This is a genomic window from Halorubrum sp. SD41 (assembly GCF_058630335.1).
The window spans coordinates 1-23,411 of the sequence record NZ_JBZVGZ010000003.1 but is presented as its reverse complement, the minus strand read 5'-3'; the positions used below and the strand labels follow the sequence as shown (position 1 = coordinate 23,411).

Annotated in this window: 25 protein-coding genes; 12 read left to right on the top strand and 13 right to left on the bottom strand. The window is 68.8% G+C overall.

What is annotated here, in order from left to right:
* The first annotated feature begins 140 nt into the window (after positions 1-140).
* The gene (locus AC4NMM_RS01560; protein ID WP_491923361.1) at positions 141-1,790 is read left to right on the top strand and encodes a long-chain fatty acid--CoA ligase; all 1,650 of its coding nucleotides are present in this window, start codon (positions 141-143) and stop codon (positions 1,788-1,790) included.
* Positions 1,791-1,808: 18 nt separating this feature from the next.
* Here the strand turns inward: AC4NMM_RS01560 and AC4NMM_RS01555 are convergent, their stop codons facing one another.
* Positions 1,809-2,270: a DUF5807 family protein gene (locus AC4NMM_RS01555; protein WP_491923360.1), complete on the bottom strand. Its 462-nt coding sequence runs from the start codon at positions 2,268-2,270 to the stop codon at positions 1,809-1,811.
* Positions 2,271-2,586: 316 nt separating this feature from the next.
* On the opposite strand from AC4NMM_RS01555, the gene AC4NMM_RS01550 reads away from it, so the two are divergent.
* Positions 2,587-5,055, top strand: coding sequence for a DEAD/DEAH box helicase (locus AC4NMM_RS01550; RefSeq protein WP_491923359.1), 2,469 nt, complete (start codon positions 2,587-2,589; stop codon positions 5,053-5,055).
* A 31-nt stretch (positions 5,056-5,086) separates the two neighbouring features.
* On the opposite strand, the gene AC4NMM_RS01545 is transcribed toward AC4NMM_RS01550, so the two are convergent.
* Complete coding sequence (locus AC4NMM_RS01545) at positions 5,087-6,175, bottom strand: molybdopterin-dependent oxidoreductase (protein ID WP_491923358.1); 1,089 nt, start codon at positions 6,173-6,175, stop codon at positions 5,087-5,089.
* A gap of 61 nt (positions 6,176-6,236) precedes the next feature.
* Positions 6,237-7,064, bottom strand: a complete 828-nt coding sequence (locus AC4NMM_RS01540; protein ID WP_096394422.1) for an MBL fold metallo-hydrolase — start codon at positions 7,062-7,064, stop codon at positions 6,237-6,239.
* Positions 7,065-7,221: 157 nt separating this feature from the next.
* On the opposite strand from AC4NMM_RS01540, the gene AC4NMM_RS01535 reads away from it, so the two are divergent.
* Positions 7,222-8,283, top strand: coding sequence for a succinylglutamate desuccinylase/aspartoacylase family protein (locus AC4NMM_RS01535; protein ID WP_491923357.1), 1,062 nt, complete (start codon positions 7,222-7,224; stop codon positions 8,281-8,283).
* Between the two features lie 25 nt (positions 8,284-8,308).
* On the opposite strand, the gene AC4NMM_RS01530 is transcribed toward AC4NMM_RS01535, so the two are convergent.
* The 3 genes from AC4NMM_RS01530 to AC4NMM_RS01520 all read right to left on the bottom strand — a co-directional run bounded on the left by AC4NMM_RS01530 (position 8,309) and on the right by AC4NMM_RS01520 (position 9,872).
* Complete coding sequence (locus AC4NMM_RS01530; protein ID WP_096394420.1) at positions 8,309-8,794, bottom strand: Tfx family DNA-binding protein; 486 nt, start codon at positions 8,792-8,794, stop codon at positions 8,309-8,311.
* 114 nt (positions 8,795-8,908) lie between these two features.
* Positions 8,909-9,379, bottom strand: coding sequence for a TRAM domain-containing protein (locus tag AC4NMM_RS01525; RefSeq protein ID WP_096394419.1), 471 nt, complete (start codon positions 9,377-9,379; stop codon positions 8,909-8,911).
* 145 nt (positions 9,380-9,524) lie between these two features.
* On the bottom strand, positions 9,525-9,872 hold the full coding sequence (locus AC4NMM_RS01520) for a hypothetical protein (protein WP_096394418.1): 348 nt from the start codon (positions 9,870-9,872) through the stop codon (positions 9,525-9,527).
* 128 nt (positions 9,873-10,000) lie between these two features.
* Between AC4NMM_RS01520 and AC4NMM_RS01515 the strand changes: the two genes are divergently transcribed.
* The 3 genes from AC4NMM_RS01515 (at position 10,001) to AC4NMM_RS01505 (ending at position 12,023) form a co-directional block, all read left to right on the top strand.
* The gene (locus AC4NMM_RS01515; RefSeq protein ID WP_491923356.1) at positions 10,001-10,234 is read left to right on the top strand and encodes a hypothetical protein; all 234 of its coding nucleotides are present in this window, start codon (positions 10,001-10,003) and stop codon (positions 10,232-10,234) included.
* Positions 10,231-11,073 carry a beta-keto acid cleavage family enzyme gene (locus AC4NMM_RS01510; protein ID WP_491923355.1) on the top strand — a complete coding sequence of 281 codons (843 nt, stop codon included), beginning with the start codon at positions 10,231-10,233 and terminating at the stop codon, positions 11,071-11,073. Before AC4NMM_RS01515 ends, AC4NMM_RS01510 begins: the two co-directional genes overlap by 4 nt.
* Positions 11,074-11,606: 533 nt before the next feature.
* Positions 11,607-12,023 carry a hypothetical protein gene (locus tag AC4NMM_RS01505; RefSeq protein WP_491923354.1) on the top strand — a complete coding sequence of 139 codons (417 nt, stop codon included), beginning with the start codon at positions 11,607-11,609 and terminating at the stop codon, positions 12,021-12,023.
* 770 nt (positions 12,024-12,793) lie between these two features.
* Here the strand turns inward: AC4NMM_RS01505 and AC4NMM_RS01500 are convergent.
* The 3 genes from AC4NMM_RS01500 to AC4NMM_RS01490 form a co-directional block, all read right to left on the bottom strand.
* Positions 12,794-14,704: an acetyl-CoA carboxylase biotin carboxylase subunit gene (locus AC4NMM_RS01500; RefSeq protein ID WP_491923353.1), complete on the bottom strand. Its 1,911-nt coding sequence runs from the start codon at positions 14,702-14,704 to the stop codon at positions 12,794-12,796.
* A 71-nt stretch (positions 14,705-14,775) separates the two neighbouring features.
* Positions 14,776-16,008, bottom strand: a complete 1,233-nt coding sequence (locus tag AC4NMM_RS01495) for an RNA-guided endonuclease InsQ/TnpB family protein (RefSeq protein ID WP_096394413.1) — start codon at positions 16,006-16,008, stop codon at positions 14,776-14,778.
* Entirely contained in the window at positions 16,009-16,134 is a 126-nt protein-coding gene (locus tag AC4NMM_RS01490; protein WP_004597641.1) for a hypothetical protein, read from the bottom strand.
* Positions 16,135-16,392: 258 nt separating this feature from the next.
* Between AC4NMM_RS01490 and AC4NMM_RS01485 the strand changes: the two genes are divergently transcribed.
* Positions 16,393-16,644, top strand: a complete 252-nt coding sequence (locus tag AC4NMM_RS01485; protein ID WP_491923352.1) for a DUF7987 family protein — start codon at positions 16,393-16,395, stop codon at positions 16,642-16,644.
* Positions 16,645-16,871: 227 nt separating this feature from the next.
* Here AC4NMM_RS01485 and AC4NMM_RS01480 read toward each other — a convergent pair whose 3' ends face one another.
* Together AC4NMM_RS01480 and AC4NMM_RS01475 are read right to left on the bottom strand one after the other, a co-directional pair.
* On the bottom strand, positions 16,872-17,207 hold the full coding sequence (locus AC4NMM_RS01480) for a DUF8022 family protein (protein WP_231899163.1): 336 nt from the start codon (positions 17,205-17,207) through the stop codon (positions 16,872-16,874).
* The gene (locus tag AC4NMM_RS01475) at positions 17,207-18,751 is read right to left on the bottom strand and encodes an acyl-CoA carboxylase subunit beta (RefSeq protein WP_096394411.1); all 1,545 of its coding nucleotides are present in this window, start codon (positions 18,749-18,751) and stop codon (positions 17,207-17,209) included. Before AC4NMM_RS01475 ends, AC4NMM_RS01480 begins: the two co-directional genes overlap by 1 nt.
* Before the next feature lie 318 nt (positions 18,752-19,069).
* Between AC4NMM_RS01475 and AC4NMM_RS01470 the strand changes: the two genes are divergently transcribed.
* The 5 genes from AC4NMM_RS01470 to AC4NMM_RS01450 all read left to right on the top strand — a co-directional run bounded on the left by AC4NMM_RS01470 (position 19,070) and on the right by AC4NMM_RS01450 (position 21,704).
* The gene (locus tag AC4NMM_RS01470) at positions 19,070-19,708 is read left to right on the top strand and encodes a 50S ribosomal protein L1 (protein WP_096394410.1); all 639 of its coding nucleotides are present in this window, start codon (positions 19,070-19,072) and stop codon (positions 19,706-19,708) included.
* Positions 19,705-20,751 carry a 50S ribosomal protein L10 gene (locus tag AC4NMM_RS01465; protein WP_491923351.1) on the top strand — a complete coding sequence of 349 codons (1,047 nt, stop codon included), beginning with the start codon at positions 19,705-19,707 and terminating at the stop codon, positions 20,749-20,751. Before AC4NMM_RS01470 ends, AC4NMM_RS01465 begins: the two co-directional genes overlap by 4 nt.
* A gap of 16 nt (positions 20,752-20,767) precedes the next feature.
* On the top strand, positions 20,768-21,112 hold the full coding sequence (gene rpl12p, locus AC4NMM_RS01460; protein WP_096394408.1) for a 50S ribosomal protein P1: 345 nt from the start codon (positions 20,768-20,770) through the stop codon (positions 21,110-21,112).
* 123 nt (positions 21,113-21,235) lie between these two features.
* A complete protein-coding gene (locus AC4NMM_RS01455; RefSeq protein ID WP_096394407.1) occupies positions 21,236-21,427 on the top strand; it encodes a hypothetical protein in 192 nt (63 codons plus the stop codon).
* Between the two features lie 61 nt (positions 21,428-21,488).
* Positions 21,489-21,704 (top strand): DUF7472 family protein, encoded by a 216-nt coding sequence (locus AC4NMM_RS01450; protein ID WP_096394406.1) that lies wholly within the window; start codon positions 21,489-21,491, stop codon positions 21,702-21,704.
* A 39-nt stretch (positions 21,705-21,743) separates the two neighbouring features.
* Here AC4NMM_RS01450 and AC4NMM_RS01445 read toward each other — a convergent pair whose 3' ends face one another.
* Together AC4NMM_RS01445 and AC4NMM_RS01440 are read right to left on the bottom strand one after the other, a co-directional pair.
* The gene (locus AC4NMM_RS01445; RefSeq protein WP_491923350.1) at positions 21,744-22,925 is read right to left on the bottom strand and encodes a DNA primase; all 1,182 of its coding nucleotides are present in this window, start codon (positions 22,923-22,925) and stop codon (positions 21,744-21,746) included.
* Between the two features lie 88 nt (positions 22,926-23,013).
* Positions 23,014-23,411, bottom strand: a 398-nt coding sequence (locus tag AC4NMM_RS01440; RefSeq protein WP_491923349.1) for an HVO_2922 family protein, incomplete at its 5' end; no start/stop codon positions are given.

Sequence of the window (23,411 nt, the reverse complement as noted above, 5' to 3'; positions counted from 1 at the left end):
TCGGGGGCTTCACCGGCAAGCCGCAGTCGCCCGTTTATTAGCAAGCGATCGAGGCGAGACAGGCATTCACGGATGAGTCGCAAAGAGTCACGATCAATCATGATAACGTTCATAGTTCCCGGCCTCATGGTGTGTAAGGTATGCCAGGCGGACACGCTCAGACCCTGCGACCGTTCATGTGGCGCGCGGAACGACTGTACCCCGACACCGAGATCGTCTCGCGCACCCACGAGGGACGCACCCGGCACACCTACGCCGAGTACGCCGACCGGACCGCCAAGCTCGCGAACGCCTTAGACGACTACGGGATCGAGCGCGGCGACCGCGTCGCGACGTTCTGCTGGAACCACACGCGGCACTTCGAGACGTACTTCGGCGTCCCGAACACGGGCGCGCAGCTCCACACGATCAACCCCCTGCTACCCGACGAGCATATTCAGTACATCGTCGACGACGCCGACGACGAGATCGTCTTCGTCGACCCGTCGCTGGCGGAGAAGATCGCGGGCGCCGCCGAGGGCGCCGAGGAGTTCGACGACGTCGACTTCGTCGCCATGGGCTCGGAGGGGATCGAGGCGCTCGACGCGCCGGCCTACGAGGAGTTCATCGGCGACTACTCGACCGAGTACGACTGGCCGGACCTCAACGGCGACCAGCCCGCCGGCCTCTGTTACACCTCCGGCACGACGGGGCGGCCGAAGGGCGTCGAGTACACCCAGTCGATGCTGTGGAGCCACACGATGGCCTCCCAGACGCCGCAGGGGATCCCGATGGAGGACTCCGACGTGGTGATGCCGGTCGTCCCCATGTTCCACGTGAACGCGTGGGGGATGCCGTTCACCGCGGCCGCCGCGGGCGCGAAGCACGTCTACCCCGGCCCCTCGCCGGACCCGGCGGACCTCGCGGCGCTGATCGAGGAGGAGGGCGTGACGATCTCCGCCGGCGTCCCGACGGTGTGGCTCGGCCTCCGCGAGTACGTCGAGGGCGGCAACGACGTGGACCTCTCGACGCTCGACACCGTGATCGTCGGCGGCGCGGCCGCGCCGCAGGCGCTGATCGAGTGGTACGACGAGCGCGGCGTCGAGGTGCTCCACGCGTGGGGGATGACGGAGCTGTCGCCGATCGGCACCGTCTCGCACCTCAAGAGCGACCTGCGCGACGCCGACTACGAGACGCAGGTGAACAAGCGCGCGAAGCAGGGGCTCGTCGTCCCCGGCTTAGAGTTCGAGGTCATCGACGAGGACGGCGAGGAGGTGCCGTGGAACGGCGAGGACTTCGGCGAGCTTCGGATCCGCGGTCCGTGGGTGACGAAGGAGTACTTCGCGCGCCCGGAGGCCAGCGAGGAGGAGTTCGTCGACGGCTGGCTGAAGACCGGCGACGTGGTCACGGTCGACGAGGACGGCTACATGCAGCTCGTCGACCGCACGAAGGACGTGATCAAGTCCGGCGGCGAGTGGATCTCCAGCGTCGAGTTGGAGAACGCGATCATGGCCTACGACGGCGTCAGCGAGGCGGCCGTGGTGGGCGTGCCCCACGAGCGCTGGCAGGAGCGTCCCGTGGCGTTCGTCGTCGTGGCCGACGGCGTCGAGCGCGAGGCGCTCGTCGACCGGATCGAGGCGGGCCTCCGCGAGGAGTACCCCAAGTGGTGGGTGCCGGACGCGGTGGAGTTCATCGACGAGGTACCGAAGACCGCGACCGGGAAGTTCTCGAAGAAGGACCTCCGGGAGCAGTACGGCGACCAGTCGCTCGTCGAGGGCGCGGTGCCGGAAGACGACGCGCCCGAGGAGTAAGTCGCCCGCGGCCGCGAACTACTCGCCGTCGCGGTCGCCGATGACCCACTTGTGCGAGTAGCTCTCGCCGCACGTACAGTGGGCGTACGCGTGGACGACGTCGCCCTCGGCGTAGAGGCCGCCGACCTCCTCGTTTTGCGCCTCCGCGAACGCGAATATAAACTGGATCTCGTGGGGGTCGTCGGACCCCTCGTCGGCGTCGGTCGCGTCGTCCGCGAACGGACACGCCCCGTCGTCGAGCGAGCGCGCGATCTCGCCTTCGGCGTCCATCGCGGTCTTCGCAAACTCCATCGCACCCATGCCCGTGCCGGCCTGAAACGCGGACCGACCGGTCTCGCCGTCGAGTATCAGGCGGACGCCGCCGTCCGTCTCCTCCCCGACCTCGCGCAGCCGGGAGTCGTCGTCGAGGTACGCGTCGCTCAGGTAGAAGACCACGTCGTCGAGCCGCTCGCCCGCGAGGAACTCGTCGAGGTTGCTCATGCCGGCCGGAGGCGCGTGAGCGGTAAAAGGCGTGCGAGTCGCGGCCGCAGCGAACACGCGTGCGCCGACGCCCGTCGAACCGCGGGCGACCACCGATCGGTGCTAAATCATGTAGAATCGGGGTAACTGTTAAGACGCATCACGGAGATCCGTCGCGTGATGAGTACGCAGACCAGATCCGGCGACCGGCTCGCGGAGTGGGCGCAGCTGGTCGACGAGGACGTTCCCGAGGAGCTCCGAGAGGAGCGCTCCGCGGACGGATAACTTTCACCCCGCTTCGCGAAGGCTTTAGGCCGGTGCCGGCCAAGAGCCGTCGATGGCGACCGAGGCCGCCGGGATCGACAGGGATCTGCTCGTCGACGACTTCCTCCAGCGACGCCGCTACCAGCTCCAGCTGGCGGACGCAGCCGCCGACGAACACACCCTCGTCTGTCTCCCGACCGGCCTCGGCAAGACGACGGTCAGCCTGCTCGTCACCGCCGAGCGGCTCCACGAGGCCGGCGGGAAGGCGCTCTTTTTAGCCCCCACCAAACCCCTCGTCCAGCAGCACGCCGACTTCTACCGCGAGGCGCTGTCGATTCCGGACGACGAGATCGTCGTGTTCACCGGCGACGTGAAACCCGACGACCGCGCCGCGCTCTGGGAGGACGCCCGGATCGCGATCGCGACCCCGCAGGTCGTCGAGAACGACCTCGTCGGCAACCGGATCTCGCTGCGGGACGTGACCCACCTCACCTTCGACGAGTGCCACCGCGCGACCGGCGACTACGCGTACGTCTACATCGCGGAGCGCTACCACGCCGACGCCGCCGACCCCCTCGTGACGGGGATGTCCGCCTCCCCCGGCGGCGACACGGAAGAGATCGAGACGGTCTGTGAGAACCTCGGGCTGGTGAACGTCGAGGTGATGACCGAGGAGGACGCCGACGTCGACGAGTACACCCACGACACCGACGTCCAGTGGGAGCAGGTCACCCTCCCGGACGAGGTCTTAGAAATCCGAGACGCGCTCAACGAGGTGATCACGGACCGGTTGGAGAAGCTGAAACAGCTCGGGGTGACGAACACGACGAACCCCGACCTCTCGCAGAAGGACCTCAACAAGATGCGGGGGCAGCTGAAGCAGATGATGGACAACGACCAGTCGGACGGGTACAAGGGGATGTCCACCCACGCCGAGGTGATGAAGCTCCGGCGCGCGACCGAGCTGGTCGAGACGCAGTCCGTCGAGTCCGTCCGGCGCTACTTCGAGCGCCAGCGGGAGGCCGCGCGCTCGTCGGGCGCGTCGAAGGCGAGCCAGCGCATGGTCGCGGACCCCAAGGTGCGCGAGGCGATGCGGAAGGCGGAGTCGTTCGACGGGCTCCACCCGAAGTTCTCGAAGGCCCGGATCCTCCTCGCGGAGACCCTCGGCATCGACGGCGGCGAGCGCGCGATCCTCTTCACCGAGTCCCGCGACACCGCCGAGGCGCTCGTGGAGTTCCTCTCCGCCAGCTTCGACGTGCGGAAGTTCGTCGGGCAGGGCGACAAGGAGGGATCCGACGGGATGAGCCAGACACAGCAGCAGGAGACGCTCGACGAGTTCAAGGCCGGCGAGTTCGAGGTGCTCGTCTCCACGTCGGTCGCCGAGGAGGGGCTCGACGTGCCCGAGGTCGACCTCGTCTGCTTCTACGAGCCCGTCCCGACCGCGATCCGCTCGATCCAGCGCAAGGGACGGACCGGCCGGCAGGCCGAGGGGAAGGTCGTCGTCCTGATGGCCGAGGACACCCGCGACGAGGCGTTCTTCTGGATCTCCCGGCGCCGCGAGAAGAAGATGGCCAGCCAGCTCGCCGAGCTGAAGGAGGCCACCGACGACATCGAGGAGTCCGTCGGCGGCGACGGGCAGGCCGGCCTCGACGCGTTCGGCGGAGGGTCCGGGGGCGAGGACGAGAACGCGGACGCCGAAGTCGACGACGGCGCAGAGACGATCGACGAGGAGAGCGACGACAGCGGGGACGACGACGCCGGACTCACCGACTTCGCCGAGGAGGTGCGCGAGCGCGACGAAGGCGACGCCGAGGCGTCACCGACCGACGAGACGGAATCGGCCGACGAGACGGACGCGGACGACGGCGTCGTCGCGACCGCGGGCGTCGACGAGGGCGTCGAGGTCGTCGTCGACCAGCGCGAGCTCGACTCCTCGATCGCGAAGGACCTCTCCACGCGCGACGGGCTCGTCACCCGGCTGGAGACGCTCGCGGTCGGCGACTACGTGCTCTCCGACCGCGTCGCGGTCGAGCGCAAGTCCGCGGCCGACTTCGTCGACTCGATGCTCGACGCCGACCGCTCGATGTTCGAGCAGGTGGGCGAGCTCTCGCGGGCGTACGCCCGGCCCGTGATGGTCGTCGAGGGGACGAACCTCTACGGCCAGCGCGACATCGACCCCAACGCGATCCGCGGCGCGCTCGCGTCGCTCGCGGTCGACTTCGACGTGAGCGTCCTCCGCACCGAGGACGAGGCCGACACCACCGAACTGCTCGCGACGATCGCCAAGCGCGAGCAGGAGACGCGCGACCGAGAGGTGAGCGTCCACGGCGAGAAGACGACGAAGACCCGCGCCGAGCAACAGGAGTACGTCGTCTCCTCCATCGCCGACATCGGCCCCGTCACCGCCCGGTCGCTGCTGGAGCACTTCGGCACCGTCGAGGCCGTGATGACCGCGCCCGAGGACGACCTCCTCGAAGTCGAGGGCGTCGGCCCGGTGACCGCCGAGCGCATCCGCGAAGTCGTCGGTAGCGAATACGAGTAGCGCCGCGCGTTCCCGTTGGCGGCGAGCGCGGTCACTCGAACCCGCTCACGAGCGTCACCACCCACTGTCCGAGGTCGTATTCCGACCGGACCTCCACGCGCGTCACCCACTTCACCCACTGGAACCCGCGCCGGTCGGGCGCGACGAGTCGGGCGGGCGCGCCGTGGCCGTGGCTCAGCCGCTCGCCGCCGACGTGGGTCGCGAGCAGGGCGTCCTCGGCCTCCTGGATCGGGAGGCTCCAGCGGTAGCCGGTGACGGACGTGAACCGGACGTAGGCCGCGTCGTCGTCGAGTTCGCCGGCCGCCTCGAGGAGCTCGCCGACCCGGGTCCCGCCCCACTCTTGGACCGTGTACCAGCCGCTGGTACAGTCGAGCAGCGCCTCCGTCTCGTGGCCCGCCGCCAGCTCGTCCGCCGTCAGTTCGACGGGGTCGCTCACGAGGCCGTCGACGGTCAACCGGTAGTCGTCGCGGTCGATCGGGTCGGGGTCGTCGGCGACCCACGAGGTGATCGGGAACGCCCCGTTTCCGTCCCCCTCGCGGGGCTGTGACCCGGTGAATCGGCGGTCGGCGCCCGCGGTGTCGAGCGCGTCGTTGACCCCCTGCTGGAGCCGGTAGGTCGCGCCGCCCGCGGCGAGCAGCGCGAAGTAGCGGACCGCGGTCCGCCGGCGCTCGAAGTCGACGCGGCGCGGGAGCCGGAACCGGGTGGCGGCGTGCGCGGCCACGAGCGGCACCAAGGCGAGCCCGAACCCGACGTGAACGGACAGCAGCGTCCAGTACGAGACCCGTACGTCGAGCCCGAACACCCACGCGACGCCGGTCCCGATCGCGCCGAGCGCGGCGACGAGCGTCAGGACGGAGAGCGCGGTCGACCGCTGCCACAGGGTCGGGTCGGTGAGCCGTCGGCGGACCCGCGCGAGCTTCCACCCGAGCAGCGCGACGATCCCGAGCCCGAGCGCGCGGTGGAGCCAGAAGAGGGGCCACCCCTCGGGGACGCCGACGGTGAACGAGACCAGGCCGGTGCCCGCCTCGGCGACGACGAACGCGAACAGCGACCAGTCGACCGCGCGCGGCGGCGGCTCCAGGCGGTCGAGCGCGGTCCGGAGGCGATCCTGGGCGGCCATCTACGCGTGGTACGCGCTACCGAGGCAAAAGGATACAGCCCGCGGCCGGTCGTCGCGCGGGCTACAGCTCGTAGGTCTCGCCGTCGACCGCCAGCGGCTCCTCGAACGCCTCGTCGGCGGGGTAGAAGTGCGCGAGGTGGACGAGCCGCGTCCGGTCGGCGTCGAGGTCCTCGGCGAGCGCGAGCGCCCCCTCCCGAGTCATGTGTTTCGTGCCGAACGTCCGCGGGACGCCGTCCGGCCCCTCGTGGCGGCCGCCGATCGGGTGGTGCTCGCACAGCGAGGCGGGGACGATGGCGTCGGCGAGCAGCAGGTCCGCGCCGGCGAGCGCCTCGCGGGAGCGCTCGGGGACGTCGTAACTGGTGTCGCCGGTGAGCGAGAGCTTCGCGCCCGTTTCCGGATCCTCGATCACGACGCCGTAACACAGCAGCGGCGGGTGATCGACGGGAACGAACCGCACCTCGAACCCGCAGGTCTCGAACGGCTCGAAGGGGTCGCGGGCGTGGACGCCGATCCGGTCCTCGAGGTAGTCGTACTTGTCGCGGATCGTCTCCGCGACGCTCTCGTCGGTCGCGGGGTCGGTCTCCGAGGGCGCGTGGACCGGGAGCCCGTCGACGAGCCGGTAAACGTTCCCCAGCCCGTCGAGGTGGTCGAAGTGGATGTGCGTCACGAGCCCGGCGTCCGGGAGGGGGACGTCGGCCGCGAGGAACTGCTGTCTGAAGTCGGGACTGAAGTCGACGAGCAGCGACTCGCCGGTGCGCTCGTTGGCGACGTGGACGGAGAAGCGCGACCGCGACACCCCGCGCTCGCGGGCCGCCTCGCAGGTGTCGCAGTCGCAGCCGACCGTCGGCGTCCCCGTCGTGTCGCCCGTCCCGAGGAGGGTGACCCGCATGGGACGCGCTCGGCGGGCCACGGCCTTAGCGTCCGCGGTCGGGAGCGGCGGGATCCGGGGAGCGCCGCGAGCGCGCTCCGGCCGCGTCGCGAGCGCAGCCCGGCCGCGTCGCGACGGCACCCCCGAGGTATAACCCCGATCCGCCCCGATCCGAACTATGCACACCAGCAGAGAGCTGACGCTCGCGCGGCTCCCCTCCGGCGTGCCGATCCGGACGACGGTCCACGCGTACGGCGAGGGCGAACTCGTCGACGGCGACGACGGTCCCGAACTCGACGCGCCCGACGACGCGCCCGTGGTGTACGCGCAGGCCGCCCAGCACGGGAGAGAGGTGAACGGGACCGCGGTCCTCAGGCGGCTCCACGAGCGACTCGTCGGAGACGGAGCCGATCCCGTCGACGGGGACGAAACGGGGCACGGACACGGTCCGACGGCCGCCGACCTCGCCGGCACGCTCGTGACGGTGCCCGTCGCCGACCCGCTCACCTTCGACCACGTCTCGTACACGACGCCGGAGTCGCTCGACTCGCGGCAGCCGAACATGAACCGCTGCTGGCCCGGCGACCCGGAGGGGTCGCTCCACGAGCGGATGGCGGCCCGACTCTGGGCGTTCGCGGGCGCGGCGGACGCGGTCGTCGACCTCCACACGGGGTCGCCGTCGATGGCGACGCATACGGTGTACATGCGCGGCGACGGGGCCTGCCGCGGGCTCGCGGAGGCGTTCGGCACGGACCTCCTGCTCGCGGAGGCCGCGGGCGACGACGCGGACACCGAGTGGGACGAGCGGGGGTTCGCCGGGAAGCTCCGGGTCGCCGCCACGCGCGAGGGGATCCCGACGATCACGCCCGAACTCGCGCACAGCAAGGAGATCGTCCCGGAGGCGGTCGAGGCCGGCGTGGCTGGAACCCTCGGCGCGCTGCGGCACGAGGGGCTCCTGGCGGGCGAGCCCGACGCGTGGGACGGCGTCGTCGCGCGCAACCACCTCGGGCGCGTGATCGCCGACGACTCCGGGCTGTTCGTCCCCGAGCCCGACCTCGCGGTCGGCGACCGGGTGCGCGAGGGCGAGCGGGTCGGCGAGGTGTTCGACCCGACGACGTTCGAGACGCTCCAGGTCGCGCGCGCCGACCGCGACGGGATCGCGTACTCGGTCGCCCGGGAGGCGACCGTCACCGCGGGCGCGACGCTCGTCGGCGTCGCGGAGCGGATCGACGGGGAGTAGCGCGGGAGGGGCTTGAAACCTCGTCTTACGGCCGCCGGACGCGGATCTGTCCGTCCGCTGCGACCGTGACGAAGAGTCGGCTGCGGACCTCGCGGCCGCGGACCGCGTCGCCCGCGCGGTCGCCGATCGTCTTCATCAGCTCGGGCGCGGTCTGGTTCACCTTCACGCCCGCCTCGTCGCAGGCGTCGTACACCCGCTTGGGCGCGTCGTAGAGGTCGGTGCCGGTCTCGATCTCGACGCGGACCGGCGCCGACAGCGCCTCCGCGAACGCGACCGTTTCGCGGGCGCGCTCGACGTTGTCGCGGGCGCTCGCCTCGACGCTGGAGACGTTCGCGCGCGAGGTGCCGAGCCGGTCCGCGATGTCCGACTGCCGGAGCCCGCGCTCGCGGAGCGCCAGCACCTCCGCCTGCCGACGGGTGAGCACGCTCTCGTCGGCGTCGAAGCCGGCTCGCTCTAAGATCGAGTCGGCGTCGACGTCCGCGGGGTCGGGTCGCCCGTCGTCTGCGGCCATGTGGTCACCGACGGGCCGGTCGCTCAAAAAACGGCGGTTTCCCGCGGGGTCGTGTCGGTCGGAAAATCGACGGCGTCCGGACTGTCCGTGGGGCGGGGCTCCCCCGAGACGCCGTCACTTGCCCCAGAAGTTCTCGCGGCTGCCGAGCCGTTCGCGGTCCGTGCGGTCCGGGCGACCGCGCTCGTCGTCCTCGTCGTCCGCCGCGTCGCCCTCGGCGGCCTCGTCGTCCCCCTCCTCCGCTTCCGGGTCGTCGGGGAGGCGCTCGACCACCTCTTGGGCCGTCGCGTGACTGGACTTCACGCGGTGGATCTTGACCTCGGCGCGCGCCGGGGGGAGGAGGCCGTCGACGAGGACGATGAACCCGTCGTCGGTGCGGCCGACGCCGGCACCGCTCTCGTGGATGTCGTCGACCTCGACGACGACCGCCTCGCCGGGCTGGACCGGCTGCTGTTTCAGCTCGTAGATCGGCATGTCGTAGTGGTTACACCACTCCGCGCCGCCTTTGTTGCCGTAGTGTTGACACCCCATCCCCTGGATCCGTTCGTCGAAGCTGGGGCAGTCGTCGGCGAGTGGACAGTCCGCCATACCGTAGGGGAGACCGGCCGCCGTTGTAAACGTTTTCGACTCTCAGACCGAGATTTACGAAAACGGCCGATTCACGCGGTCGAGCGGCGGCTACCTCGATCGGACCGACGCGCGGCGACCCCGGCGGGGCTCGCGCCGACCGGCCCTACAGGAACTCGCGGACCTCGGAGTACCACATGTCGTGGTGGTCGACGGCGTCGAGCGCGTCCGCCACGTCGACCGCGATCGCGTGCCAGCAGCGGTCGTCGGGGTCGTCCGCGTCGAGGTTGTACGTCGCGTCCGCGCAGTTACACTCGCCCTCTTCGACCACGTACTCGTCCTCGTGGCCGACGACGACGGTGAAGTCGCGGTAGCGCTTCACGCGCCCCTCGCCGACCGCCTCGATGGCGCGCTGGCCGCGGTCGCCGTGGGCCTCGACGATGGCCGCCGCGATCGGGCCGGTCAGCTCCCCGGCCTCCTCGATCGCCGACCGCCAGTCGTCGACCGGCTCCATGCCCGCCCGTTCTCGGGCGTTCGGTTAAACAGCGTCGGTCGGATCGGGGCGGGCCGGCGCGGGCCGCGCCGGACGGGGGCGAAACTTCCGACGCGTGGTTTCAAGCCGCTCGCCCGCCTCCGTCCGCCATGGACGAGACGTGCCAGCACCTGTCGTATCGCGAGGAGGGAGACGGGAAGTCGTTCGACACGGCCCGCGCGTTCTGTACCGTGACGGAGTCGTTCGTCCAGCCCATGCGCGCGGACGTCTGTAACGCGCGGTACGACCTCGACCCCGCGACGGACTGCGAGTTCTACGTGGATCCCGAGTCCGAGGCGGCGGAGGACGAGGACGCCGACCGCGGGGGCGACGGGGCGGAATGACGTACGACGACTACCTCGACGGGAAGCCGGCGGTCATCACCGCGGCGCTCACGGGCGGCGTCCACGGGAAGGAGGCGCACCCGGACCTCCCGGAGACGCCCGCGGAGATCGCGGCGGCCGCGGCGGCCTGCGAGGAGGCGGGCGCGAGCGTGCTCCACCTCCACGCGCGCCGCGACAACGGGGAGCGCGCCTTCTCGGCCGAGCGCTTTCAGGAAGTCGCGGACGCGGTCCGCGAGGCGACCGACGACGCGGTCCTCCAGCATTCGACGGGCGGGACGGCGGCGCCGGACGCCCTGCGGCACGAACCCCTGCGGACCGACCCCGCCCCCGAGATGGCGTCGCTCGACATGGGGCCGCTCAACCGCTACGACCGGCTCACATCGGAGAACACCCGGGAGCTGGTGTCGTCGCTCCACGCGGAGATGAACGAGCGGGGCATCAAGCCCGAGCTGGAGGTGTTCAACGACGGCCACCTCAACGAGTCGCTGGCGATCCTCGACGAACTCGAGGACCCGCCGTACCTCAACTTCCTGTTCGGCGGCGGGACCACCACCCCGCCGCATCCTCGGAACCTCGTTAATCGAGTCGAGGCGCTCCCCGAGGGCGTCGAGTTCAACGTGATCGGATTCGGCCCGCATCAGCTTCCCATGACGACCCAGTCGCTGCTGCTCGGGGGGCACGTCCGGGTCGGCTTAGAGGACAACCGGTACTACGAGAAGGGCGAGCTGGCGACGAACGAGCAGCTCGTGGCGCGGGCGGCGCGGATCGCCGAGGAGCTGGGGCGGCCCGTGGCGACGCCCGATCAGACGCGGGAGCTACTGGGGTTGCGCGGCCGATAACGGGAGTGCGCGTCGCGAGCCTCGACAGCGATACGATATTTAAAAAGCGCGAACGGGGAAGGTGACGACTGCTTATAAACGATCGACGCGGTGGCGCGTGCCGACGAGCGCCCGGAGGGTGCGAGTCGCACGCGCGAGGGAGTCAGTCGTCGGAGCGAAGCGACGGCGACTGACGAGGCTGGGGAGGTGAGAGGTGCGGTGCGGGGTGGGACTCAAAGGGGCAGGCGCGAAGCCGCCGCAGACGACGCAAGCACCGAAGTGAGTGAGCGAAGCGAACGAACGAGGAGCGCAGCGAGTGTGCGGCGGCTTCGCGGCTGGGGCTTTGGCGGTGCTCACCTTCGGCCTGGTAGCGGCTATTTATAAGCGAGTGGTTGAGGCTTTGGCGGTCCTCGCGGCCGATTTCCCGGCATCTATTTATAAACAAATGTTTGCGCTGAGATCCTATTTTCGACTGAAACGGCCGGTCGATGAGGAGTGCGAATCAGTCACGTCGCAATTTCTTAATGTTCTAGGCCTGAAGAGACGGATCGTGTATGGTTCCCGTTGACACGCGAACCCTCCTACTGGGCGAGGATCGAAAACAAGCGAGACGGTGGAGTATCGGTGCTGGAATACTCTTCGTTGCGTCGCTCTGCTACTTCGCGGCGGTGAGAATAGTAGACTTTCCCCAGATCCATTTGCTGCTGTGGTGGCAGGGGTACGCCGTTCTGCTCACGATCTTCGTCGCGGTCCAAGCGTACTCCAACGGAGGGCTCGGGGTGAGTTGGTTGCTCGTGTTCGCCGGGGTCGCCGGCGTCATCCTGAACTACGGTGGTATCGGACTGAGCGGAGCCAAACCTGGGCTGCTGTGGCTCGTCAGATACGCCATCGTCGGAAGCGCAGTTGCCGCGGCGATCGTGGGGACGCTCGGCTTTACCATCGGAACCGCGGTCCGACGAATTGCTGGATAGGCTCTCTGTACAGAATACTCTACGTTTGAAACTGCCGGGGTTGCGCGACTGAATTAGCCGCAAAAGCGCTCGCTTCCTGATCGGTAGCGGGAGTACGTGTAGTACATCGTGAGTGAGGCCGTTTATAAAGAGGATCGCGGTGTTGCTGTCGCCCGTTTATAAGTGATTGACTGCTGGGATGATGATCTCCAAAGCCCCAGTCGCGACGGCTCGCGCGCCTTGCTGTGCTCCTCAGTCGCTCGTTTCACTCGCTCCCTGCGGTGCTTACTGCGGCGTGCTTCGCCCTCGCGACTGCCCCTTTGAGTCCCTCCCCCGCACCGCTCAGCACCACCGGAAGACGGTCCTGCTCGCTCACTCCGTTCGCTGCGCGGGCTGCGACTTCCGTACTCCCGCTCGCTCCCTCCGGTCGCTCACGGGACCGCAGCCTCACACCACCCCAGCCTCGCCGCTCGCTCCGCTCGCGGCGTCCCTCGCGGGCTGGCTCGCGGCCGCCGATGGCGGCCGCTCGCAGGCGCGCCACCGCACCGCGGTGTTCTTTTATAAGCGATCATCGCCATCTCTCATCGCGTTTTAAATATACTCCCGCCACCGCCGATCTACGATACTCACTCCCGAAATCGCCCGTCGATACGTCTGTACTGACCGGCAGAGAGCTACGTATGTCACTCACTGTGGATTTCAGCGAAGCCAAGTGAAAAGCTAAGCCTCAGAACGTCTCACCGTAACGCCGTCCACTATTTATAAACAGCCACGTCCGGAGAACTCCGACCTCACTCCAGCACGATCAGCACGTCGCCCATGTCGACGCTGTCGCCCTCGCCGACGTGGACGCTCGCGACGGTGCCGCCGCGCTCGGCGACCACGTCGTTCTCCATCTTCATCGCCTCGAGGACGCAGACCACGTCGCCGGCGGCGACCTCGTCGCCCTCGGCGACATCGACCGAGAGGATCGTCCCCTGCATCTCCGCGTCGATCGACTCGCCGCCCTCCGCGACGTCGACGCCGCCGTCGTCCCCGCCGTCGTCCGGCTTCGCCTGCGGGGGGCGCTGCTGGCCGCCACCGCCCCCGCCGGCGCCGCCTTCCGGGACCGGAATCGCGGGCGCGCCGCGCTCCTCCAACTCGACGTCGAAGCGCTTCCCGTTCACCTCGACGGTGAACTCGCGCTCGGTGACCTCCTCGTCGTCGTCCGACGCGGCCGAAGCGGACTCCGTGCCCCACTTCTCCTGCGCCTCGGCGACCAGCTCGCGGTCGAGCTCCTCGTCGAGGTACTTCGTGGTGTGCGTCCCGTCGACGAACCGCTCGTCGTCGAGCATGAGCCGGTGGAACGGGACGATGGTGACGACGCCCTCCAGGTCGTACTCCGCGAGCGCGCGCTTCGACCGCGCGAGACACTCCTCGCGGTCCGGGGCCCAGACTATCAGCTTCGCGATCATCGAGTCGTAGTCGGTGACGAGCTCGTCGCCCTGCCGGAGCGCGTCGTCGACGCGCACGCCGATCCCGCCCGGCGGGTCGTACGTCTCCAGCGACCCCTCGTTGGCGGGCTGGAACTCGTTCGCGGCGTTCTCGGCGTTGATCCGGAACTCGATCGCGTGGTCCTCCAGCTCGACGTCGTCCTGCGAGACGGAGAGCCCCTCGCCGCTCGCGACCCGGAGCTGCTCCTTGACGATGTCGATCCCCGTCAACTCCTCCGTGACGGTGTGTTCGACCTGGATCCGCGTGTTCACTTCGAGGAAGTAGAACGGCGTCTCCGGGCCGAGCGGCTCCGACGGGTCGCGGTCGGGGTCCTCCTCGACGAGGAACTCGACCGTCCCGGCGTTGGAGTAGTCGGCGGCGGCGACGCCCCGGCGAGCGGCCTCCCCGATCTCCTCGCGCAACTCGTCGGAGAGCGCGGGAGAGGGCCCCTCCTCGATCACCTTCTGGTGGCGGCGCTGGAGCGAGCAGTCGCGCTCGCCGAGGTGGACCACGTCGCTCTCGGTCACCGAGGCGTCCCCGTCGCCGCTCCCGCCGTCGGACCCCGCGGCCGCCGGGTCGTCCGCGACGATCTGGACCTCGACGTGGCGGGGGGTCTGGAGGTAGCGCTCGAGGTACACCGAGTCGTTCGAGAAGTACGCCTCGCCCTCGCGCTTTGCGGATTCGAGCGCCTCCTCGGCCTCGTCGGCGCTCTCGACGACCTTCATCCCGCGGCCGCCGCCGCCGCCCTCGGCCTTGATCGCGACCGGGTAGCCGTGCTCGTCGCCGAACTCCGTGACGGCCTCGACGTCGGTGACGGGCTCGGTCGTCCCGGGGACGATCGGCACGTCGGCGTCGTCCATCACGCGTCGCGCGTGCGTCTTCTCCCCGAGCCGCTCCATCGCGTCGCTCGCGGGGCCGATCCACGTGATCCCCTCTGCGGCCTCGACGCGGGCCGCGAAGTCGGCGTTCTCCGCGAGGAAGCCGTACCCGGGGTGGATCGCGTCGGCGCCGGCCGACCGCGCCGCCTCGACGACCGCCTCGCCGTTGAGGTAGGAGTCGGCCGCGCGGGCGGGCCCGACGTTGTACGCCTCGTCCGCGTACCGGACGTGGCCGCCGTGCTTGTCGGCGTCGCTGTACACGGCGACGGTGTCGACGCCCAGCTCCGCACAGGCGCGCATCACCCGGACCGCGATCTCGCCGCGGTTCGCCACGAGAACCTTATCGAACATTCCTGTCGGTTCTTCCACCAACTGCTACCAAACTCTGTCGGTCCGTGCCGAGACGAGTGAACTACTCCATCCTACTCGCTTACCGCTGACGCGGTTCGCTCCTTGAGGGTGGGGCTTCCTGTTTCCACGACGCGCTTTGCAGACACCGAAGTGGTGTCCGTAGGGAGCGCAGTCTCCACAGGCGGTGATTCGGAGTGTCCCACTCCTACTTTGTCGAGTCCGCGAGAAAGAATGTTCCACGACGCATTCGCGTCTCTGTCCGCCACAAACCCACATGATGGGCACGAATGCTCACGCACCCACAGCGGTTTGTCCGTCTCTGTCCCGCATGACGCGCATTCTTTCGTCGTTCCACGGGGGTCTACGGCAACGAAGTGCGTCCCCTCACGCTCACATTTGTATTCGAGCATTCGCAGGAACGTTCCCCACGAGGCCCCGGCACGGTTCCGAGAGTTGCCCGGTAGTTCGATTAGTCCCTTCGCGTCCAAGTCCTCGACGGCCACCAAGTCGTACTCTCGGGCGTAGTAGTTCGACAATTTGTGGAGGAAATCTCGACGCTTGCGTTTCAGGTCGGCGTGGCGTCGAGCGACCATCTCGCGCTGATCTTCCCAATTATTAGAGCCGCGTTCCTTCCGCGAGAGGTTGCGTTGAGCGCGTTCCAACCGCTCACGCTCGTCGGAGAAGTCTGGCGACTCGACAGCAGTGCCGTCCGTGTCGTGAGCGTACTTGACAATACCTACGTCAATACCCACCACATCCCTAGGATTCTCCGGTTTCTCTGACGTAGCTTCGTCCACGTCGATACCGAACGTGGCGTACCACTCGCCCGTGGGCTCTTGTTTGACCGTGACCTGCTTAATGGTCGCGTTCTCGGGGATGTCTCGGTGGAGGTGAATCGGGATCTCGCCGATTTTGCTCAACCGCAAGACAGGCCGACCACTCGTATTCTTGAGTTCGAAGCCGGACTGGTTGTAGGTGAGCGACCGATACTCCTGAGGCGGTTTCCACTTGAGCATCCCCACGGCGCGTCCGTTCTCCTTCTGCGCACGGAGCGTAGAGAGGTTGTCGTAGACACGCTTGACGACCATTTGGAGGACTTTCGAGTGAACGTCATTCAGGTCATCCCACCACGATTTGAGGTCGGGGAGTTGTCCCTGTACCTTGTAACGTGCTGGAATCTCGTCTGTCTCGTTGAGTTTGTAGAGGACGTGGTTGTAGAGTTGCCTACAAGTATCGACGTGGTGTAGAAGCGTCTCGGTAAGGGCTTCCGGTGGGTTAAGTCGATACTTGTAGCCGTAGTACATCTATGACTCTCGTTCCTCGATGAGTTCGTCCAGTTTCTCTTGGACGAATGAGGAGAGGCTCAGGTGATTGTCCTGAATCCACTCCTCTTGATCGTCACGGATGGAAATGGTCTTTCGCGTTGCCATATCATAACTTACGTAATTTACATACAAGTAGTTTGCGGGGGTGAGGGCTGCGGGCCAGTCGTCGCGGAGTGTTTGTGAGACGATAACAGCGTGAACGAATCATTTTGCGATTCGTTAACACTCTAGAGATCTCCAATTTCTGGAGACGCTGTATTCCCTCTATACTACGCGACTCGGTCTTCGGCCTGCGTTGTTCGTTGAGAAAGCGGGCTTAGCGCCTGAAAACAATTAAAAGGACTGCGGACGCCACGATGAGGTATGCTCGACGCGGGAAACCCCTACGTGCTGCCGTCGGTGTTGGTCGGCGCCGCCGTCTACCTCGGCCTCACGGTCGCGACCGACGCGTCGCTTCCGGTCCGGGTCGGCGCGCTCCTCGTCTTCGTGGGCGTCGTCCCAGTCGTCCTCAACCGACTGCTCGGCGACCGGAGCGGACCGAGTGACCCCGTCGACGGTGACGAGTCGGCCGCCGCGACTGCGAGGGAGGACGCCGGCGACGACGGGACGCGCTGAGCGACCGCGGGAGTGACTACCACAGTTATATATGTCAGCGGACGTATCTCCGGACGCGCCCTGAGGCGGATCGGGGTCGACGGCGCGACGGGTCGACGCCGCGCTGTCGGGGGAATGTACGCGGCCGGGCGCCCCCGCGTCCGGCGACGCCGTTCGACGTGTCGACTACCCGATCAGCGACGCTGCTCGTGACCGAGTCGGCAGAATCAGCGCGGCGCGCCCGCGGCTCAGAACCGGTCGCTGCGACCGACCGCTGTCCACGGGTCCGGAGGCGCGTCGGCGGGGACGCGCACCCGACGGCGGTGGAGCCGATCGATCCGACCGGCGAGCCCCCAGCGGTCCTCGTCGCGCCCCTCGTCTCCGTCGCTCGCGGCGGCCGCGGCAGCGAGTTCGCCGTCTCGGACGTGCGCCGCGACCGCGGCGGCGATGGCGGCCGCCTCGTCGTCGCCGGCGTCGTCCGGGATCGAGAGGCCGGCGAGCGCGGGGGTCGCCCCGTCGGTGGGCACAGCGGTCCCCCCGTCGGCGGGCGCGTCCGTGTCGGCGGAGTCGTCCTCTGCGGCCATCAGATCGGGATGTTGCCGTGCTTCTTCGCGGGCTGGTCCGTGCTCTTCCCCTTCAGCATCTTCAGGTCCTCGACGAGGCGGGCGCGCGTCTCGGTCGGCTCGATGACGTCGTCGACGAAGCCGCGGTCCGCGGCGGTGTAGGGGTTCGCGAACTCCTCGCGGTACTCGTCGATGAGCTCCTGTCTGCGCGCGTCGGGGTCGTCGGCCTCGGACAGCTCCTCGCGGTAGAGGACGTTGACCGCGCCCTTCGGTCCCATCACTGCGATTTCCGAGGTGGGCCACGCGTAGTTGACGTCGCCGCCGATGTGCTTCGAGGACATCACGCAGTAGGCCCCGCCGTACGCCTTCCGGGTGATGACGGTCAGGAGAGGTACCGTCGCCTCCGAGAAGGCGTACAGCAGCTTCGCGCCGTGGCGGATGATCCCGTTGTGCTCCTGGTCGGTGCCGGGCATGAAGCCGGGCACGTCCTCGAAGGTGAGGATGGGGATGTTGAACGCGTCGCAGAAGCGGACGAACCGCGCGCCCTTCTGGCTCGCCTCGATGTCGAGCGTGCCGGCGTTCACGCGGGGGTTGTTCGCGACGACGCCGATCGAGTGGCCGTCGAGCCGGGCGAAGCCGACGACGATGTTCTTCGCGAAGTTCTCGTGCACCTCGAAGAAGGAGCCCTCGTCGACGACGCTGCCGATCACGTCCTTCATGTCGTACGGCTTCCGGGGGGCGTCGGGGACGATCGACTCCAGCTCCTCGTCGGCGCGCTCGGGGTCGTCCCACGGCTCGACGCGCGGCGGGTCCTCCACGTTGTTCGCCGGGAGGTACGAGAGCAGCCGCGCGATGTCGTCGAGCGCCTCCTCCTCGCTCTCCTCGGCGAAGTGCGCGACGCCGGAGGTCGAGGAGTGGGTGACCGCGCCGCCGAGCTCCTCGAAGCTCACCTCCTCGCCGGTGACCGTCTCGACCACGTCCGGCCCGGTGATGAACATGTGCGAGGTGTCTTTCACCATGAACGTGAAGTCCGTGATGGCGGGCGAGTACACCGCGCCGCCGGCGCACGGCCCCATGATCGCCGAGATCTGCGGGATGACGCCGGACGCCTCCGTGTTGCGCCGGAAGATCTCCGCGAAGCCGCCGAGCGAGGCGACCCCCTCCTGGATCCGGGCGCCGGCGGAGTCGTTGAGGCCGACGACGGGCGCGCCCACGTCCATCGCCTTGTCCATCACCTTGCACACCTTCTCGGCGAACACCTCGCCGAGCGACCCGCCGAAGACGGTGAAGTCGTGCGCGAACACGAACGTCTTCCGGCCGTTCACCTCGCCGTAGCCGGTCACCACGCCGTCGCCCGGGATCTGCTTCTCCTCCATCCCGAACGTGTGGTTGCGGTGGGTCCGGAACCGGTCGAACTCGTGGAAGGTCCCGTCGTCGAGGAAGTAGTCGATCCGCTCGCGGGCGGTCATCTTCCCCTTGTCGTGTTGCGACTGGATCCGTTCCTCGCCCCCGCCCTTTGCCGCGCGCTCGCGGCGCTCGCGGAGGTCCTCGATGCGGTCGTCCATCGTCACGCCGGACCACCCTGAGTCATTACCTCGTCGGTCGGACAGCGGCGTCAAAAGGGTTCCCCTATCCGACGTTTTCGGCTTCGACGCGCGTCGAACCGCAGCGGCGGTGGCGACGACGAACCGAACCCCGGAGCCGACGGCGAACCGACGGGACCCCGCTCGCCCCCGCGACCGCCGCGGAGCGGCCCTGTCGCCGGTTCACACGGGGAGGGGCGGTTCGACGCTTTTAAACCTCCGATGGACCTCTCTCCGATGAGACAGGCTTCGCCTGTTTCACTGACCCGTAGGAGCGACCTGCGTACTACGGAGGTGAAAATGGCAGACACAATACAAGAGGCCGTAACTCTCGCACTCGACGATGCGCCCGAGCGGAACTTCCGCGAGACCGTGGACATCGCGATCAACCTGCGAGACCTCGACCTCAACGATCCGTCGAACCGTATCGACGAGTCCGTCGTGCTGCCGGCTGGAACGGGGCAGGAGACACAGATCGTCGTCTTCGCGGAGGGCGAAACCGCCGTCCGCGCAGAGGAGGTCGCTGACGAAGTGCTCGACAGCGACGACCTCGAAGAGTTAGGAGACGACGACGACCGCGCTAAGGACCTGGCCGACGATACCGACTTCTTCGTCGCCGAGGCCAACCTGATGCAGGACATCGGCCGGTACCTCGGTACCGTCCTCGGTCCGCGCGGGAAGATGCCTACCCCACTACAGCCGGACGACGACATCGTCGAGACCGTCAACCGGATGAAGAACACGGTGCAGCTCCGGTCGCGCGACCGGCGCACGTTCCACACCCGCGTCGGCGCCGAGGACATGGGCGCCGACGCGATCTCGGACAACATCGACGTCATCGTCCGGCGGCTCGAAGCGAACCTCGAGAAGGGCCCGCTCAACATCGACGGGATCTACGTGAAGACCACGATGGGTCCCGCGAAGGAGGTGCCCGTATGAGCTCGGTCCGCAAGACCGAGACGATCCCGGAGTGGAAGCGCGAGGAGGTCGACGAGCTCGTCGAGTTCATCGACTCCTACCAGTCCGTCGGGATCGTCGGCGTGGCCGGCATTCCGAGCCGGCAGCTCCAGGCCATGCGCCGGGAGCTCCACGGCTCGGCCGCCGTCCGCATGAGCCGCAACACGCTCACGAACCGAGCGCTCGAGGAGGTCGACGACGGCGTCGAGCAGCTGACGGAGTACGTCAGCGGCCAGGTGGCGCTCGTCGGCACCAACGACAACCCGTTCGGCCTCTTCAAGCAGCTCGAAGCCTCGAAGACCCCCGCCCCCATTAACGCGGGCGAGGTGGCCCCCAACGACATCGTGATCCCCGAGGGCGACACCGGCGTCGACCCGGGACCGTTCGTCGGCGAGCTCCAGACCGTGGGCGCGTCCGCCCGCATCATGGACGGCTCGATCAAGGTGACCGAGGACTCGACCGTGCTGGAGGAGGGCGAGGTCGTCGACGACGACCTCGCGAACGTCCTCGTCGAGCTCGGCATCGAGCCCAAGGAGGTCGGCTTGGACCTGCGCGCCGTCTACTCCGAAGGCGTCCTCTTCGAGCCGGACGAGCTCGAACTCGACGTCGACGAGTACGAGGCGGAGATTCGGTCCGCCGCGGCCGCCGCGCGTAACCTCTCCGTCAACGCCGCGTACCCGACGGCCGCCACCGCCGGCGCCCTCCTCGCGAAGGCGTCCGGCGAGGCGAAGTCCGTCGGCCTGTTCGCGGAGATCGAGAGCCCGGACGTCGTGCCCGACCTGATCGGAAAGGCCGACGCCCAGCTGCGCGCGCTCGCGACCCAGATCGACGACGAGGAGGCGCTCCCCGAGGAGCTCCAGGGCGTCGAGGCCGCGCCGGCACCGGAGCCGGCGGCCGACGACGCCGACGAGGAGGAGGAACAGGCGGACGAAGACACGGAAGACGCCGAGGCGGCCGACACCGACGACGACGCCGACGACGACGGCGACGACGGCGGCGAGGGACTCGGCGCGATGTTCGGATAACACGAGGTACACACCAATGGAATACGTTTACGCTGCGCTCATCCTGAACGAGACTGGCGAAGAGATCAACGAAGACAACGTCACCGGCGTGCTGGAAGCCGCCGGCGTCGACGTCGAGGAGTCCCGCGTCAAGGCGCTCGTCGCCGCGCTGGAGGACGTCGACATCGAGGAGGCCATCGAGACGGCCGCCGCGGCCCCGGCCGCCGGCGCGTCCGCGGGCGGCTCCGCGGACGCCGAGGCAGCCGACGAGGCGGACGACGACGACGATGACGACGACGAGGCCGAGGCCGCCGACGAGGCGGACGACGACGACGAGGAAGAGGGCGACGGCGGCGAAGGGCTCGGCGAGCTCTTCGGCTGAGCCGGCGCACGACTCCCCGGCGCCAACCGCGTCGACCGACCACGAATTTTTCGCGACGCGTCAGTATCCGGAGTGATAACGCCGTCAGCGATTTTATATACCGATCGCGGAAACGGGCAGGCGATGAAGATCGTCGACGGCGACAAGGCGGAGTGCGACCGGTGCGAGTCGGTGTTCCCGCTCGCGGACGTCTCCCTGCTGGAGAAGGAGACCAACCGCGACTACGAGCGGGTGCTGTGCGGCGAGTGTCTGAAGATCGTCGGCGTGCCGCGCGGATACACCCTACGGCGGGACATCACGCACCTGGCGACGTGAGCGACCGGCGGGCGGAGCGCCCATCGAAGTCCTTTTTTAGCGGCGACGGAAAGCCGCACTCATGGAAATCGACGCGGAGCTCCGTCGGCAGATCGCGGTCTCGCTGGCGGCGGCCGCGGTGTTCATCGTCGGGCTGGTCGCCATCGGGGTCACCTTCGGCGGGTCGACGGTCCTCCCGGAGGCGGGAGCGATCGCGCTCGTCGCGCTGTTGGCCGGGTTCGTCCTGCTCATGGCCGGCGTCGGGACGTACCTGATGCGCGCGAAAGGCGAGTCGTAGCCCGTCGGGCGGTCGCAGCTTCTTTCTCTCTCGTCGCGGTCACGCCTCGCTCTGCTCGTCCCCTTCCCGTCCGTCCCGCCAGTCGGTCACGTCGTCGGCGGCGGCCACCCGCTTCTCGTAGTACGAGAGGGGGTCGGCCGCGACCTGCATGTGGTCGTCCTCGTTGTGGCAGATCCCGTAGTTCGCGAGCGTCTCGCAGGTCGGCGGCGGGTACTGGGTGCCGCGGTCGTCGGTCAGGTACTCGGTCTGGTAGCGGATCCCCTCGGCGTCGAGGCTCGTGTCCGCGCAGAAGGCGACGACCTCGTCGGGCGTCATGCCGATGCCGACGAGGAACGCCATCAGCGCGAACGACTCCGCCGCGGAGAGCGCGGCGTCGCGCTCGGCCTTCTCGATCAGGTTCGTCATACAGGGCGGGAACAGCGCGGGGGCGACGACGTCCGGCGGCTCGGCGTACGTCCGCTCGGAGAGCAGCCGCCGCAGGTCGGCGACGCGCGACTCTAACGCCGCGGCGATCTCCTCGTCGGCGCCCAGCTCGAAGGGGAGCCCCTCGGCGACCCGCGCCTCGACGGCGGCCTCCAGCGCCGCGAGCAGCTCCTCGCGGGAGACGCGCACCGCGCCGTCGGCGAGCGCGCGGTTGACGAGCCGCCACGAGTCGCCCCACTCGGGGGAGGTGAGCCGGAGGTACGGACCGACGTCGATCCGGTAGTGGTCGGGGTCGCGTCCGGCACCGGTCCCGGTCGGGCCACCCCCGCTCGCGCCGCTCGCCGTTCCGCCGCGGACGCCGGCCGGCGCGGTCGCGTCCGGGCGCACGGCGTCCGCGAGGTCGAACTCGGCGAGCAGGTCGTCGAGCGAGACCGTCGCGGCCGACACCGACCGCAGCTCGTCGTCGGCTTCGAGGTCGCGGCGGACCCGCTCCATGGCGGTCGACGCCTCCGCGGCGGCGTACTTCTCGATGGCGGGCTCCGAGTCGAGCAGCGAGACGAGGATCCGCGCGATGGGGTACGAGAGCAGCTCCGCCTGCGTGTCGGACGCCGACTCGCCGGGGAACTCGCCGCTCTCGGCGGCGACGGTCCCCTCGAGGAGGGCGCGCTCGACGCGCTCGCGGGCGCGGTCGACGGCCGGCGCGTCGGCCGCGACGAGCTCCGGCAGCGACACCGCGGCCTCGGCGACCGCCTCGCGGGCGCTCGCGAAGAACGGGTACTTGGCGTCGAGCGCGTCCATGTCGGCCCGAGGTAGTGAGGGCCGGCGAATAAGCGGTGCGGTCCGCGGGCGGTCGGGCCGGCAGGGGAGGGGAGCCGACCGGCGACGGCTACTCGTCGGTCTCCTCGACGGCCGCGCCCGGCGCGTTCGACTTGACGCTTCGGAGCCCCTGTTTCGCCTTCTGCTTCGAGGCGTACCCCTGTCCGCCGTCGGCGATGACGTTGCCGTTGTCGTGGCGGAGCCGCCAGCGGTACTCGTCGGCGCTGTCGCGGAACAGCTCGAACGTCGCGTCGCTGCCTCCCTCGTCGGGCGCTTCCTCGTCGCGAGAGGCGTCGACGACGTGCGCGCCCGGCGCGTTCCGCTGGACGCTCTCGATCCCCGAGCGGGCGTCGCGCTTGTCGGCGTACCCCTCGCCGCCGTCGGCGACGATGTTGCCGTTGTCGTGGCGGAGCCGCCAGCGGTACTCGTCGGCGCTGTCGCGGAACAGCTCGAACGTCGCCTTGCTCG